The organism is Polaribacter staleyi, from assembly GCF_038024045.1.
Lineage (GTDB): Bacteria > Bacteroidota > Bacteroidia > Flavobacteriales > Flavobacteriaceae > Polaribacter > Polaribacter butkevichii.
This window is the reverse complement of sequence record NZ_CP150665.1, coordinates 3608584-3624865: the sequence shown is the minus strand read 5'-3', so window position 1 is coordinate 3624865 and position 16282 is coordinate 3608584. Positions and strand designations below refer to the sequence as shown.

15 protein-coding genes and 1 riboswitch are annotated in these 16282 nt (G+C 32.2%); all 15 genes read right to left on the bottom strand.

All coding sequences use genetic code 11. The features are described 5' to 3' along the window. On the bottom strand, positions 1–2559 hold the full coding sequence (locus WHD07_RS15065; RefSeq protein ID WP_343329057.1) for a M1 family aminopeptidase: 2559 nt from the start codon (positions 2557–2559) through the stop codon (positions 1–3). 165 nt (positions 2560–2724) lie between these two features. Next, entirely contained in the window at positions 2725–3042 is a 318-nt protein-coding gene (trxA, locus tag WHD07_RS15060; protein ID WP_036823499.1) for a thioredoxin, read from the bottom strand. A gap of 219 nt (positions 3043–3261) precedes the next feature. Continuing rightward, on the bottom strand, positions 3262–4218 hold the full coding sequence (gene metF, locus WHD07_RS15055) for a methylenetetrahydrofolate reductase [NAD(P)H] (RefSeq protein ID WP_343329056.1): 957 nt from the start codon (positions 4216–4218) through the stop codon (positions 3262–3264). 304 nt (positions 4219–4522) lie between these two features. Then, positions 4523–4759 (bottom strand): hypothetical protein, encoded by a 237-nt coding sequence (locus WHD07_RS15050; RefSeq protein WP_105050357.1) that lies wholly within the window; start codon positions 4757–4759, stop codon positions 4523–4525. A 28-nt stretch (positions 4760–4787) separates the two neighbouring features. Continuing rightward, positions 4788–7463 carry a methionine synthase gene (gene metH / locus WHD07_RS15045; protein ID WP_343329055.1) on the bottom strand — a complete coding sequence of 892 codons (2676 nt, stop codon included), beginning with the start codon at positions 7461–7463 and terminating at the stop codon, positions 4788–4790. After that, positions 7460–7741 carry an antibiotic biosynthesis monooxygenase gene (locus tag WHD07_RS15040; RefSeq protein ID WP_343329054.1) on the bottom strand — a complete coding sequence of 94 codons (282 nt, stop codon included), beginning with the start codon at positions 7739–7741 and terminating at the stop codon, positions 7460–7462. The genes metH and WHD07_RS15040 overlap by 4 nt, the downstream gene beginning before the upstream one ends. An 11-nt stretch (positions 7742–7752) precedes the next feature. Then, positions 7753–8751 carry a homocysteine S-methyltransferase family protein gene (locus WHD07_RS15035; protein ID WP_343329053.1) on the bottom strand — a complete coding sequence of 333 codons (999 nt, stop codon included), beginning with the start codon at positions 8749–8751 and terminating at the stop codon, positions 7753–7755. Between the two features lie 47 nt (positions 8752–8798). Next, positions 8799–8914: riboswitch (SAM riboswitch) on the bottom strand. 71 nt (positions 8915–8985) lie between these two features. Next, entirely contained in the window at positions 8986–9879 is an 894-nt protein-coding gene (gene cysM / locus WHD07_RS15030; protein WP_211296751.1) for a cysteine synthase CysM, read from the bottom strand. Between the two features lies 1 nt (position 9880). Then, on the bottom strand, positions 9881–10639 hold the full coding sequence (epsC, locus tag WHD07_RS15025; RefSeq protein ID WP_343329052.1) for a serine O-acetyltransferase EpsC: 759 nt from the start codon (positions 10637–10639) through the stop codon (positions 9881–9883). 9 nt (positions 10640–10648) lie between these two features. Further along, a complete protein-coding gene (locus tag WHD07_RS15020; RefSeq protein ID WP_105050351.1) occupies positions 10649–10978 on the bottom strand; it encodes a 2Fe-2S iron-sulfur cluster-binding protein in 330 nt (109 codons plus the stop codon). Between the two features lie 142 nt (positions 10979–11120). Continuing rightward, positions 11121–12176 carry an NAD(P)/FAD-dependent oxidoreductase gene (locus WHD07_RS15015; protein WP_343329051.1) on the bottom strand — a complete coding sequence of 352 codons (1056 nt, stop codon included), beginning with the start codon at positions 12174–12176 and terminating at the stop codon, positions 11121–11123. 1 nt (position 12177) lies between these two features. Beyond that, positions 12178–12762: a bifunctional precorrin-2 dehydrogenase/sirohydrochlorin ferrochelatase gene (locus WHD07_RS15010; RefSeq protein ID WP_343331016.1), complete on the bottom strand. Its 585-nt coding sequence runs from the start codon at positions 12760–12762 to the stop codon at positions 12178–12180. Positions 12763–12773: 11 nt separating this feature from the next. After that, positions 12774–13367 (bottom strand): HPP family protein, encoded by a 594-nt coding sequence (locus tag WHD07_RS15005; RefSeq protein WP_343329050.1) that lies wholly within the window; start codon positions 13365–13367, stop codon positions 12774–12776. 12 nt (positions 13368–13379) lie between these two features. Beyond that, positions 13380–14150 carry a uroporphyrinogen-III C-methyltransferase gene (gene cobA / locus WHD07_RS15000; RefSeq protein WP_105050348.1) on the bottom strand — a complete coding sequence of 257 codons (771 nt, stop codon included), beginning with the start codon at positions 14148–14150 and terminating at the stop codon, positions 13380–13382. Positions 14151–14169: 19 nt separating this feature from the next. Then, the gene (locus WHD07_RS14995) at positions 14170–16260 is read right to left on the bottom strand and encodes a HEPN domain-containing protein (RefSeq protein ID WP_105050347.1); all 2091 of its coding nucleotides are present in this window, start codon (positions 16258–16260) and stop codon (positions 14170–14172) included. Between the last annotated feature and the right edge of the window lie 22 nt (positions 16261–16282).

Genomic DNA, 16282 nt, shown 5'->3' with positions numbered 1-16282 from the left:
CTACTTTTTAATATTTTGAGCTCTCGTTAAATTATCCGTTGTTTGCAATAACTTCATCAATAAAATAGGATTGTAATCTGAATGCTTCTCTAAAAACTGATTTAATAAAGCATTTGCTTCCTTAGAAGAATATAATCCAATTGAGCTAGCCAACCATCCTTTAGGAAAGAAAATATCACCTGTTAGTTGTACTTCTTCTAACTTATCTAAAATAGCTTTTAAATGTTTTATAGCTTCTTTTTGCCTTAATGGATGATGCAAATTAGCCAATGCCGTTTGTACCCAAGATTCTTTTTCTCTATTTTCTTTTAATAAAAGTGATTCCATAAAATGATCTCTCACCTTTTCATCACCAGAAAGGGAAGGCAACAACCATTTAAAACGTTCTAATCTGTCTTTGTTTGATATTCTAGTTTGTTGTTCTTCTAAAACTTCAGAAGATTTAGAGTGCTTAAAAATCGCCAACTTCATAGATAGTGCAGTAAAATCATCCTCATTTAAGGTTAGGTTTTCTATCTTCTTATCTTGGTTCCAAATTTGATATAAACTTTCTTTTCCTTCTTCAGAAACAGCAATAGATTGATACAAACCAAAAAGAGTTCTTTTTATATTTTTAGAAGCATTACTTTCTAATAATTTTAAAACTTCTTTTTCTGTTTTTTGTTGAATTTCATTTTTTTGAGCATCCGTTAAAAATGTCCAGAAAATAGTTTGAATGCTACCAGACAAATAATTGGTAATTAACTCGTTTGTTTCTTCTTTTAATGTAGATAAATAAACCTGATACGTTTCTAGTGGAGTAATCTTACCAATTAACATATTTTCATATAAATTAATAAACTGAGAACCTCTAGAAACTGCATCATTGATATCTTTATAAGCAACTACCTCATCTTTATAAATAGGAAAAACACCATAACCAAATCCGTTTGTATTGTATAAAACCTGCCCTGGTTTAAAATCTTTTACTGCAGTAGAAATATCAAAAGACTCACCCATATTTTTAATATTGATAAACTTCTCATAGCCTCTTTGATCTATCAACTTAATTTTAAAAGATTGTGTCCATACTTTATTAGAACCATCTTCTGCCTTTTGGTGAATGATAAACTTTGTTACGTTTCCTTTTTCATTCAATTCAATTTCTTCATAAAAAACGGGTCTTCCAGATGAATTCACCCAAACATCACTCCAATTTTTAATGTTTCCTATAGATTTTTCATTTAAAATAGAAACCAACTCATTCCAATCTGCATTTGAGTTTGCATAGGTTCTTATATATTCTTGCATTCCTTCTTTAAAAGCATCTTCGCCTAACAAATATTCTAACTGACGCATCATAATGGGTGCTTTGTTATAAATAATTCTTCCATATAAAGAACCTGCATTTTTTAAGTTTCCTAAATACTGACGAATCGCATTTGTTCCTTTTGTTCTGTCTTCTGAATATGCACTTGGATAGTGAGACATCATAAAGTTTAATTGATGATTGACTTCCGGAAAAACAGGATTCATAATTTTATCGGCCATAAAGTTAGCAAACACCTCTTTCATCCAAACATCATTAAACCATTTCATGGTTACCAAATCTCCAAACCACATGTGCGAAGTTTCGTGAGCAATTAACTTTGCTCTTTTTAACTTACTATTCTGCGTTGCGTTTTTATCTAAGAATAATGATGATTGTCTATACTGAATTGCACCTACATGTTCCATTCCTCCATATTGAAAAGGCGGAATTGCAGCAAAGTCCATTTTTTGAAACGGAAACTTAACACCTGTATAGTCCTCTAAAAAATCAATGGCATTTTGATGTATTTTAAATACCTCATCTACACTTTCTACAATCTTTTCTGCGTTTGTTTCTCTGTATAAAAAGCGCATATCAAACGCTCCGGGGTTTTTAGTGGTTGCTATAAATTTACCTGCTACAAAAGAAAATAAATAGCTACTCATTAAATCTGTAGTAGCAAATGTATGCTCTATAAAACCATCTAATTCTAAACTACTTTCTTCAAAACCTCCCGCTAATACTTGCCAATCTTTTGGTGCAGTAATTCTTAAATTATAGTTGGCTTTTATATCTGGTTGATCAAAACAAGGAAACAAGGTACTCGCTCTATCCGGAACCAATAATGTATACAAAAACTCGTCATTTCTATTCAATGATTTTTCTCCTGCATTAAAAAATACTTCTACAGTATTTTCACCTAAGCTCAATCCTTTTTTATCAACGATAAGGTGTTCTTTTTGGTGATTTATTACAGATACCTCTCCGTTAACTTTAATCGATTTTAAATTAGAAACGGCTTCATTAAAATCTAAAACAACATCGTTCTTTAAATCATTAACGGTAAAATTAATTTTTAATCTAGAAGAAATTGGATCCTTTTTTTCATTCGGAATTTTAAAATGCAAATCATAAACAACATCCGTTATTTGTTGCTTTCTATAGGTTGCCAATTCTAAAGAAATTCCTTTTTCTAGTTTAATTCCCTCTTGTTTATCAGTACAAGAAAAAATAAATAAAAAAGCCAATATATATACGTTAAACTTCATTAATAATAATTTTAAGAAACAATACCTAGTTGTCAGTTAAAGTAAATTTTAAAGAAATGATAAATTTTGTATCAAGAATATATTTCTCAATAACCAAACACCTAAAATAAAAAAAGGTTTGACCTTAGCCAAACCTTTATCTTATAAAAAAATGAATACTACTTATTATATAGCCGCATCAATTTTACCTGTATATACATTTTTAGGCGCAACACCAACTTGCTTATCTACAACTTCTCCGTTTTTAAAGATTAAAACAGTTGGTATGTTACGTACTCCGTATTTTGCTGCAAATTCTTGGTTAGCATCAACATCAACTTTACCTACAATAGCTTTTCCTTCGTACTCAGCATGAATTTCATCAACAATTGGCCCTACCATTCTACATGGTCCACACCAAGCTGCCCAAAAATCTACCAATACTGGTTTATCAGATTTTAATACTAATTCGTCAAAGTTTGCGTCTGTTATTTCTAATGCCATTTTTATATTTTTAAATTGTTATTTCTGTTTTGAGTTACAAAAGTAATCATTTTATTTACTTTCTTGTTTTCAAAAAAATTACTTTTTCTTATTTGTCTATAAATAGTACTTATCTTAAAAATAAAAAATTCATTAAAAAAGCGACTAATACATGCCTTTTTTTTTAATGAATTCTTATTTTAATATTTTCTTTTTTAAAAGAAAAACAATTGCTGTTTTTTAAAATAATTCTGACGCAATTGCCTGTATATTATCACTTTTACCCATAGAATAATAATGTAAAACGGGCACTCCTGCTGCTAATAATTCTTTAGATTGTTGTATTGCAAACTCAATACCAACCTGTCTTACCGCTTTATTATCCTTACAACCATCTACAGCGTCTATTAAATCTTGTGGTAAATCTATTTTAAAAACTTGTGGTAAAACTTGTAAATGCCTTTTAACCGCTAAAGGTTTAATACCCGGAATAATAGGAACGTTAATCCCCATTTCTCTTGCTGCTTTTACAAACTCGAAATATTTGTTATTATCAAAAAACATTTGCGTTACCACATAATCTGCACCTGCATCTACTTTTTCTTTTAAACGTCTTAAATCTGATATTAAAGAAGGCGCTTCCATGTGCTTTTCTGGATACCCAGCAACACCAATACAAAAATCAGAATAATGTTCTACAAGCACATCATCATGTAAATATTGCCCTCTATTTAAGTTTGCAATTTGACCTACCAATTCTGTTGCAAAAGCATTTCCTCCTTTTACAGGTTTAAAATACGGCTCATCTTTCATAGAATCGCCACGCAACGCCATTACATTATCCAATCCTAAATAATGACAATCTACCAAAACATACTCTGTTTCTTCTTTTGTAAAACCTCCACATAATAAATGCGGAATAGCATCTACCTGATACTTGTGCATAATAGAAGCACAAATACCCACAGTACCAGGACGCATTCTTGTAATTCTCTTATCTAAAAGTCCGTTTCCTTTATCTAAATACACGTACTCTTCTCTCGACGTGGTTACGTCTATAAAAGGTGGTTTAAATTCCATTAAAGGATCTATATTGTTATATAAATCTTGAATATTTTTTCCTTTTTGTGGCGGAATTACTTCAAAAGAAAATAACGTTTTTCCGTTTGCATTTTTAATGTGATCTGTAACTTTCATTTAAGCTGAATTTATTTCAGTATTTAATAGAAGTAAGCAACAACTAATGCAGAAAACGATAACAATAAAAACTGTAGAAGGAATTTTAATTCTATTCTATATCTTTTCATTTCTTAAATTTTCCGCAAAAATGTACTTTCCTATTGTATTATTTATTGATTTAAATGTAACAAATTGTTAATTTAATGTTTTATTCATTTTTTGGGCGTTACCACAAGGGTCGCGCTTGTAATTTATCTTGAGCGGAGCCGAAAGGCTATATCTTTTTTTAAACAAAAAAAGGATGCCGTTTCAATCGCTAACGCTACCTATTTAGTAGCTTTTTCACATCTTCAAAATCTTCTTTATACTCCCAATATATCCATCTTCCATCTACATAATCCGTTAAGATATATTTTTCGCTTAAAGATTTAATTCGTGATGTTGCTATTAATTTCTTTCCAAATTTCTCTGCAACAACATGCGTCATTATCTCTTTATTATTTTTATCATAACCATGAGAAATAACATAACTGCCTAAATGTAACTCTATAAAACTCATACTTTATCTATTAAAAGAAGAACTAACTTTATTCTTCTGCTAAAATAGGGTGTAACCATTTTCTAGCCTTTTCTTTTGTAATTCCTTTTCTTGTAAAATAATCTGTTACCTGATCATCTGTAATTTTACCCAAACCAAAATACTTAGATTCTTTATTGGCAAAATAATAACCAGAAACAGCAGCCCCAGGCCACATTGCCATACTTTCTGTTAAAGTAACACCAATATTTTCTTCTACTTTTAATAGCTCCCAAATCGTTTCTTTTTCTAAATGATCTGGGCAAGCAGGATATCCTGGTGCAGGTCTAATTCCTTTATAACTTTCTTTTATTAAATCGTCATTTGTTAAACCTTCATCAATATCATATCCCCAATGTTTGGTTCTTACTTGCTTATGTAAATATTCTGCCATGGCTTCTGCAAAACGATCTGCTATGGCTTGTGCCATAATTGCGTTATAATCGTCTTCTTTTGCTCTATAGCTTTCTGCTAATTCTTGTGCACCAAAAATACCCACACAAAAGGCCCCCATATAATCTGTTTTACCAGTTTCTTTTGGGGCAACAAAATCTGCCAAAGCATGATTTGGAATCCCTTCCCTTTTCTTTAATTGTTGACGTAAGGTTCTAAAGATTGCTATTTCCTCTCCTTTTTTCTGAATAGAAATATCATCATCATTTATAGAATTTGCCTCAAACAACCCAAAAATTCCTTTAGGTTTTAACAATTGTTTTGCAATGATTTCTTTAATCATTTCTTGGGCTTCGGTATACATAATGGTAGCCTGCTCTCCAACAACTTTATCTGTTAAAATATCTGGAAATTTACCATGCAAATCCCAACTTCTAAAAAACGGACTCCAATCTATAAATGGTAATAATTCTTTTAAACTTAATTGTTTTAAAACCTGAATACCTAATTCTCTAGGTTTTACAATTTCTGAAGTTTCCCAATCAATTTTATACTTTCTCTTACGTGCTTCTGTTATAGAAATATAAGATTTTTCTTTACCTCGTTTTAAAAACTTAGTTCTAAACTCATCATAATCTTTCTTTAACTTCGCAGTATATAAATGGCTCGATTTCTTATTTAACAAATCTCCCACTACCGTTACTGCTCTAGAAGCATCATTTACATGTACAACCGCATTGCTATATTGTGTATCAATCTTAACTGCCGTGTGTGCTTTAGAGGTTGTTGCACCTCCAATTAACAACGGTAAAACAAAATTTTGACGTTGCATTTCTTTTGCTAAATACACCATTTCATCTAACGAAGGCGTAATTAAACCAGACAAACCAATAGCATCAACACGTTCGCTAATGGCCATTTCTATAATTTTTTCTGGCGGAACCATTACTCCTAAATCTACAATTTCGTAGTTATTACACGCCAAAACAACACTTACAATATTTTTACCAATATCATGCACATCACCTTTTACAGTGGCCATTAATATTTTACCAACCGGCTCTTGCTTGTCTCCTTTTTCTGCTTCTATAAACGGATTTAAATATCCTACTGCTTTTTTCATTACACGAGCAGATTTTACTACTTGTGGCAAAAACATTTTTCCTGCTCCAAATAAATCACCAACCACATTCATACCAATCATTAAATGCCCTTCTATAACATCAATTGGTTTTTCTGCTTCTTGTCTTGCGGTTTCTATATCTTCAATAATAAAAGCATCAATACCTTTTACTAAAGCATGTGTAATTCTATCTTGTAAAGGGTTTTCTCTCCAAGATAAATCAACCGTTTTTTCTACTTTAGATCCTTTTACTGTTTCAGCAAAATCTAACAAACGCTCAGTGGCATCTTCTCTTCTATCAAGAATTACATCTTCTACACGTTCTAATAAATCTTTAGGAATGTTATCATACACTTCTAAAAGTGCAGGGTTTACAATACCTATATTCATACCCGCCTGAATAGCATAATACAAGAAAACAGAATGCATTGCTTCTCGTACTCCATCATTTCCTCTAAAAGAAAAAGACACGTTACTCACACCACCACTTACACTTGCATTGGGTAAATTCTCTCTTACCCAACGTGTTGCTTCTATAAAATCGATGGCATTTCGTCTGTGCTCATCCATCCCTGTTGCAACCGGAAATATATTTAAATCGAAAATGATATCTTCGCTAGGAAAACCTACTTCGTCTACTAAAATATCGTACGATTTTTTAGCAATTTCTATTCTACGTTCATAATTATCTGCCTGTCCTTCTGCATCAAAAGCCATTACAATTACGGCTGCTCCGTAACGTTTTATTTGTTTTGCCTCCCAAACAAATTTTTCTTTTCCTTCTTTAAGTGATATCGAATTTACAACACATTTACCTTGTACAACTTGCAAACCTGCTTCTATGATTTCCCATTTAGAACTATCAATCATAATTGGCACTCTACAAATATCTGGTTCTGCTGCAATTAAGTTTAAAAAACGAACCATTGCCTCTTTCCCATCAATTAAACCGTCATCAAAATTGATATCGATAATTTGCGCACCACCATCTACTTGGTGTCTTGCAATATCCAACGCTTCATCAAATTGTTCATTTTTTATCAATCTTAAAAACTTACGAGAACCGGCTACATTTGTACGTTCTCCTACGTTTATAAAATTGCTACTTTCATTTAGAACTAAAGGTTCTAAACCAGACAATTTCATGTATTTTGTTTGTTTCACTTTCATATATAATGTTCTACTGTTGGAAAAGGTTTATAAAAATGATGTAATAACTCTTTCCATTTTTGATATTCGTTAGATTTTCTAAAACCGTCTTCGTGATCTTCAATTGTTTCCCAGTTTACGAGTAAGATAAATTTATTTTCTTGCTCAACACATTTTTTTAACTGATGAGAAACATATCCTTTCTGAGTACTAATAATCTTTTCCGCTTGCTTAAAAGCCGCTTCAAAGTCTTTAGACAATCCTTCTTTTATATTTAAAATTGCTACTTCTAGTACCACTTTAATTTAAATTACAAACCACCTACTACTCTAGGTTTATATTTTGCTGCAATATTTGCAATCACTCTAATATGTTCTGGTGATGTACCACAACAACCACCAATAATATTAATTAAATCTTTCTTTAAATACTCTTCTATTTGTTCGCCCATTTCTTCAGGAGTTTCATCATATTCTCCAAAAGCATTTGGTAAACCAGCATTTGGATGTGCTGAAATAGCAAAATCTGTTTTATTTGCGATTGCTTGTAAATGAGGTTGCAATAAATTGGCTCCTAAAGCACAATTAAATCCTACAGATAATAATGGAATATGAGAAACCGATATTAAAAATGCTTCTGCTGTTTGACCAGATAACGTTCTACCAGAAGCGTCTGTAATGGTACCACTCAGCATAATTGGAACCTCTATATATCTTTCTTCTTTTACTTGTTCTATGGCAAATAAAGCTGCTTTTGCATTTAATGTATCAAATACAGTTTCTACTAATAACAAATCTGCGCCACCATCTAACAAAGCTTCTGTTTGTTGTTTGTAAGCAATTCTTAACTCATCAAAAGTAACCGCTCGGTAACCTGGGTCATTTACATCTGGAGACATACTAGCAGTTCTATTCGTTGGCCCAATGGAACCTGCTACAAAACGTGGTTTGTGCGGCTCTTTTGCTGTAAATGCATCTGCTACTTCTTTGGCTATTTTTGCAGATTGATAATTTAATTCATATACCAAATCTTCCATCTGATAATCTGCCATTGCTATGGTAGTTCCAGAAAAAGTATTAGTTTCTACAATATCTGCACCAGCTTCAAAATACTTACCATGAATGGTTTTTATTGCTTCTGGTTGCGTAATAGACAGCAAGTCGTTATTTCCTTGTAAAGGTGTTGGATAGTCTTTAAAGCGTTCTCCTCTAAAATCTTCTTCAGTAAATTTATAAGCTTGTAGCATGGTTCCCATGGCACCATCTAACACTAAAATTCGTTCTTGTAAAGCTTTGTATATATTTGACATTTTTTGATATTTTTATCAATATGTCATCAGGAAAGGTAATTTTTTCGCTGTTATCTGTCTTTTAATTTTTAAAAACTAAAAGTAGAATGTAGCACCTTTCTCAAGATATGAGAGGTTGCCAAGGCTTCAGCGGGTCTAATCCCTCTGCCTTTCGTGATAACGTATCAATAAGTTTATGAACTGAACTGCAAATAAAAGGAATATTTTTTTATTTGCAGAATCTATTTGTAAAATCTACTCTTTTTCGAATAAAGTTGATGATAAATAACGATCTCCTCTATCGCAAATAATTGCAACAACTACACCTTTATCTATTGAATTTGCTACTTTTAATGCCGTTGCAACCGCACCACCACTACTCATTCCTGCAAAAATGCCTTCTTCTTCTGCTAAACGATGTGTTGCTTCTATAGCTTCTTCTTCACTAACCTCTAATACTTGATCTATTTTTTTAGGTTTAAAAATGGCGGGCAAATATTCTTGTGGCCATTTTCTAATTCCAGGAATTTTTGCACCATCTTTTGGCTGTACACCAATAATGGTAATATTTTTGTTTTGTTCTTTTAAATAATCAGAAACACCTGTAATGGTTCCGGTAGTTCCCATAGCAGACACAAAATGAGTTACTTCTCCTTCTGTATCTCTCCAAATTTCTGGCCCTGTTGTATTGTAATGCGCCTTTGGATTATCAAAATTATCAAACTGATTTAAACGAAAATATCCTTTCTTATACTTTAACTTTAGAGCATAGTCAATTGCTCCTTCAATACCTTTATCTGCTGGAGTTAAAATTACTTTTGCTCCGTAAGCACGCATAGTTTGTACTCTTTCTTTGGTAGAATTTTCTGGCATGGTAATAACCATATTTACACCTAAAACCTTTGCCATTAAAGCCAATGCAATACCCGTGTTTCCACTTGTTGCTTCTACTAAAGTATCTCCTTTCTTTATATTTTTTCTTTTTATTGCTTCAGAAATCATATAATAAGCAGCTCTATCTTTAACACTTCCACCTGGGTTGTTCCCTTCTAGTTTTAATAATAAAGTAACACCTTCTTTTTTAAAGATATTTCTAGCTTCTACAAGTGGTGTATTTCCAACAAAATCTATGATACTTTTAGTCTTCATCTTACTTTCTTTTTTGAAAAATATTATTTTCCGATTCTACTGTAACTACAGAATTTTCTACAACCGATTCTGTAATGCAAACATTTGCTCCAATAACAGAATTCTTACCAATAACAACATCTCCTCCTAAAATAGTTGCATTTGCGTAAATAACAACACCACTTTCTATGGTTGGATGTCTTTTGGTGGATGCTAAACTCTTCTTAACCTGGATACCACCTAAAGTTACTCCTTGAAAAATCTGAACATTTTCTTTAATATGCGTTGTTTCTCCAATAACAATACCTGTTGCATGATCTATAAAGAACGAATCTCCTATTTCTGCACCTGGATGAATGTCTGTACCTGTTGTACTATGAGCAAACTCACTCATCATTCTTGGTAATACCGGTACTTCTTGTTTTAATAATTGGTGACTTAAACGATGTACTGCAATGGCATAAAAACCTGGATACGCTAAATACACTTCTTCTAAACTTTTTGCAGCAGGATCATTTTTTTCTGCAGCAATTGCGTCTAAATCTAATCTTTGTCTAATTTCTACAAAAGAATTTTCGAAAGTATCCCAAATACGCTCTCCGTTTTCTATAGATAATCGCTCTAAAATCTTTAGAAATCTATGTTTTGTTTGCGCACCTTTTTCAGCCAAATGATTTGCATCAAATAAATTATTGATAATATCTTTGGTAAACGTTTCTACAGCATCTCTTAAACACATGCTGTAATCTTTAAACACAATTTTTTCTTCTGTTTGCTTCATTCTTAGCCCTTAAATTTCTGGAGCTAATGTAACTTCCAATCCTTCCATTTCTGGTGTCATTTGTATCTGACAGCCTAATCTACTATTGTCTTCTACATTAAATGCTTCTGCTAACATAGCATCTTCATCATCTGTCATTTCTGGCAATTCATGATCTGAATTTACGTAACACTGGCAAGAAGCACACATAGCCATTCCACCACAAATACCAATAGTACCCTCTTCTGCTAATTCGTAAGAACGAACCACTTCCATAAGATTCATTGCCATATCTGTAGGCGCAACAACATCATGCGTTACACCATTTCTATCAGTTATTTTTATATTGATGTCTTGCATCTACTCTTTTATTTTAAATATTCTTTCTGCAAAGTTACGTAAACCAAACAAAAATTAGTGATAACTAAAAAGGATTTAAATTCTGAAAACCTTTTTTACACACTGCAAGACTTTTAAAACCTTACAGCGTGTAAAACTTTAATTACTCTATAGCTTTTACAACAGCCTTTGGCGCTTCTTTTCTTGTTCCATCAAAACCATCTACTCCACCTACTGTTGTGTATTTCATTACATACTTTTTATTCGGAAAAATACGTTTGTAAGCACTTTGACACATTAATGTTGCTTCGTGGAAACCACATAAAATCAACTTTAATTTTCCTGGATAGGTGTTTACATCACCAATCGCATAAATTCCTGGTATATTGGTTTGGTAATCTAATGCGTTGTTTACTTTAATTGCATTTTTTTCAATTTCTAATCCCCAATTTGCAATAGGACCTAATTTAGGAGACAACCCAAATAAAGGAATAAAATGATCTGTATCTATAATAAAGGCATCTTCTCCTTTTTTCTCTACAGCTACGCCTGTTACTTTATCTGTACCTACAATTCCTTTTACCTCAGCAGGAGTTATCATTCTAATTTTTCCTAAATCCTTTAATTCTTGTACTTTTTCTACAGAATCTAAAGCGCCTCTAAACTCGTTTCTTCGGTGAATTAAAGTTACTTCTGAAGCAACATCCGATAAGAAAATTGCCCAATCTAAAGCAGAATCTCCACCTCCAGAAATCACTACTTTTTTATCTCTATATAATTCTGGTTCTTTAATAATATACTCTACCCCTTTATCTTCAAAATCTGCAATATTAGGTATTAATGGTTTTCTTGGTTCAAAAGACCCTAAACCACCTGCAATTGCTACAATTTTAGCATGATGTTTTGTTCCTTTATTGGTCGTAACAATAAAAGTTCCGTCTTCTTGTTTATCAATAGTTTCGGCTCTTTCACCTAATGTAAAACCAGGTTCAAATTGTTTTGTTTGTTCTATTAATTTATGCGTTAAATCTCCTGCTAAAATCTCTGGATATGCTGGAATATCATAAATAGGTTTCTTTGGATAAATCTCAGAACATTGCCCACCTGGTTGTGGTAATGCATCAATTAAATGACATTTTAATTTTAATAAACCTGCTTCAAAAACGGTAAATAATCCTGTTGGTCCTGCTCCAATAATTAGTATATCTGTTGTAATCATCTTAAGATTCTTTTTTCTCTATTAATCCTTTAGTAAATTCGTTGAGTGTTTCCACTTTTTGTTCGAAATCTCCCTTTATTGTTTTTCTAAATTCGTTTAAATTCTTTACCAAATCGTCTACATTTTCTGGAATTACATCCTCAAAAAACTGACGTAATCTTTTGGCTGTTGTTGGCGATTTTCCGTTGGTAGAAATAGCTACTTTTACATTTCCTTTGGTAACAATTCCTCCCATATAAAAATCGCAATAAGGTGGGTTATCGGCAACATTTACCAAAATACTTCGCTTTCTACAATGTTTATAAACCTTTTCATTTACTGTAGGAATATCTGTTGTTGCTACAACAATATGTTTTCCTTTTAAGTAACGTTTATGATATTTTTCGTTGATAAATTTTACGTTTCCTTTGGCTGCTAAAATTTTGGTTCCTTCTCTAAACATAGGCGAAACCATGGTTACATTTGCATCTGGACTCGATTTTAACAAGAAACTTAATTTTTCTTCTGCCACAAAACCTCCTCCAATAATTAATACTTGTAGGTTTTTTGTTTTTAAAAAAATAGGATATAAATTATTTCTTTCTATCGTCATTTAATTTAGCTTCCAATTTTTAATATTCTTTTTCTTACCCCGTTTACGTACTTTCCGCTAGAAGGATAAACTCTATTTTTATTCATATTATTAGCAACAAGAGCTACTAAAAATAAAATAAGTGTTCCTGTTAATACTGGCGACAGAACGTACATATAACTTAATGATTTAATTTTTTCTGTACCAATAATTACTATTAATGCTGTTGCTCCACCAGGTGGATGTAACGTTTTTGTACACTGCATTACAATAATTGAAAGTGAAACTGCTAATGGAGCCGCAATCCAAATAATGTTTGGCACTAAATTATATACTGTTACACCTACAAAGGCAGATAATACATGACCGCCTATTAAATTTCTTGGTTGTGCCAAAGGGCTTTGCACTGCTCCGTATATTAAAACACAAGAAGCCCCAAACGAACCAATTAAAAACACATTTTCTACATCAGATAAATAAAACGATTGTATAAATGCAATTAATCCTATCCCAAAAAAAGCCCCTATAAAAGACCAAAAGCCTTCTTTATAATTAAAGGAAGTTTCTTTATAGACTACATATTTTGTAACCCTTATAGATCTGTTAACCTTTTCCTTCACCTTTATTAATTATTATAGCAACCTATTTAAAGCCTCTTTTTCTCTAACTTTATTTAACAGGTCTCTATGTTTTACAACTTCTCCTAACACAATAATTGCCGGATTTTTCAATTCATTATCTGCAACAATTTTTTCGATTGTATCTACGGTTCCTATTCCTACTTTTTCTCTAGAAGTAGTTCCTCTTTGAATAATTGCTACAGGTAAATTATTTTTACCTTCTGCCTGAAATAATTTTACTATTTGAGGCAATTTACTCATTCCCATTAAAACAACAATAGTTGCGTTAGACTTTGCAGCCAACTCAATATCATTAGATATTTTATGATCTTTAGTGGTTCCTGTAATTACCCAAAAACTTTCTGCACTTCCTCGTTTTGTTAAAGGTATATTTTGATATGCTGGCACTGCCAACGATGATGAAATACCAGGAACAACTGCAACCTCTAAACCTAAATTAGCTGCATACTCCATTTCTTCTGCACCTCTACCAAATATAAAAGGATCTCCACCTTTTAAACGAACCACATGTCCGCTAGCTTTTGCACGTGCAACAATTAACTCATTAATTTGTTCTTGTTGATACGTGTAACACCCTCTTCGTTTACCTACAAAAATTTGTTCTGCCTCCGGATTTATATACGCTAAGAGTTCTTCATTTACCAAAGCATCATATAATACTACATCAGCAGTTTTTAAAACCTTAATGGCTTTTACTGTGATTAAATCTACGTCTCCAGGGCCTGCGCCTACAACGGTTAACTTTGGTGTTTTAATACTCATCTTATTCCTTTATTGCTTATTATGCAATTGCTGTTTCTGCATTTCTAAAAGCTCTTACTTTTTGTAAAAACGTATTTGCATCATTTATATACTTCTCAGCAAACTCTGCTGTTGGCGCAAATTTATTGATTTGATATATCAATTCGGCAAAAGTAGACCCTAAATCTATTTTTTCTGTAGAAACAAACTCTTCATCAAATTGAGATACTATACCTGCATGGGTATTTGTTTTCTTATCTGCAGCTAATAATGAGGCCTTTGCAGAATTTACAATAGATTGATACGCGTAGTATATAGCGCCAGAATACACTTTATTTTCAAAAGCTTCTTTAGCATTTTCAATTTTTTCGTCACTTTCAAAAAATAACGTTGCAATTAAATCAATTACTACTCCTGCACACTCTCCTATACCAATTTCTTTTACGTATTTTTCTTCTTCTCCCCAATCGATAAAATCTTCTTGAGTTAAATTAGTTACATCTTGTAAATCGTTTAATAAATCATAAAAATAACGTTCTCCTGTTACTTTATAATACTCTACAAATGATTTTCCATTAGCATTTGCTTCAAAATCGTTAAAAATTCTACGCAATGCTTCTGGTCCTCTTTTACTTGGTACTTTTACTACCTTATCTGCAAATAATGCATTTCCGTTTCCTAAGTTTCCACCACCTAATAAAACTTGTAACGCTGGCGCTACCAATTTATCTGGCGTTCTTACTGTCATTCCTTGAAAACCTATATTTGCCATATTGTGTTGTCCACAAGCATTCATACAACCACTAATCTTTATAACAAGATCTTCTCTTTTTAAATATTGAGGATATTCTGCTGCAATTACTTTTTCTAACTCTTCGGCAATACCTGTACTACTTGCAATACCTAAATTACAAGTATCCGTTCCTGGACACGCTGTAATATCTACTGCTTTGTTATAACCTGCCTCTACAAAACCTAATTTTTCTAATTCTTGATAGAAAAATGGTACTAAATCTTCCTTTACAAAAGGGATTACAATATTCTGACGCAAAGTTAAACGAATTTCTCTAGCAGCATATCTATCTACTAAATCTGCTAACAATCGTGCTTTGTCTGTATAAAAATCTCCTAATAAAACTTTAATTCCGATTGCCACATATCCTGCTTGTTTTTGCGGAATAATGTTTGTTGATTTCCATAAATCAAAAGCTTCTTGATCTTTAATTACTACTTCTGGTGCTTTTACAGAAACAGGTGTTGATGCAACATAAGCATCAGCATCTATAGCAACCGTTTTAAACTCAATTGCTTTTTGTTCTTCTTCAATTAAGTTTTTAAAAGCATCTAAACCAATATCTTTTAGTAAGAATTTCATTCTTGCTTTGGCTCTACTTTTACGCTCGCCATAACGATCAAAAACTCTTAGAACTCCTTCCATTACTGGAATGATTTTATCTGCCGGTAAAAAACTATATAATTCTTCTGCATGTCTTGGTTGAGAACCTAATCCTCCTGCAACCATCACTTTAAAACCTCTTACGCCGTTTTCTATTTTAGCAATAAAACCTAAATCGTGTAAATATGATAAACCAGTATCTTCATCCGTAGAAGAAAAAGACACTTTAAATTTACGTCCCATTTCTTGACAAATAGGGTTACGTAAAAAGAATTTATACAAAGCATCTGCATACGGAGAAACATCAAAAGGTTCATCTACATCTATACCTGCAGTTTCTGACGCTGTTACGTTTCTTACAACATTACCACAAGCCTCACGTAAAGTAACATCATCTTTTTCTAATTCTGCCCACAATTCTGGAGTTCTTTGTAAATCTACATAGTGAATTTGAATATCTTGACGTGTAGTAATATGCAATCTACCTCTAGAATATTCATCAGAAACATCAGAAATTCTACGTAATTGATTGCTCATTACTTTACCATAAGGCAATTTAATACGAATCATTTGAACGCCTTCTTGACGCTGACCGTAAACTCCTCTAGCTAAACGTAAACTTCTAAATTTTTCTTCATCTATTTGTAGATTATTGAATGCAGCAATTTTATCTGCTAACTCAATAATATCTCTTTCCACAATTGGATTTTCTATTTCTGTTCTAAAACTTTGCATGGCTTAATATTGGTGGTTGGTG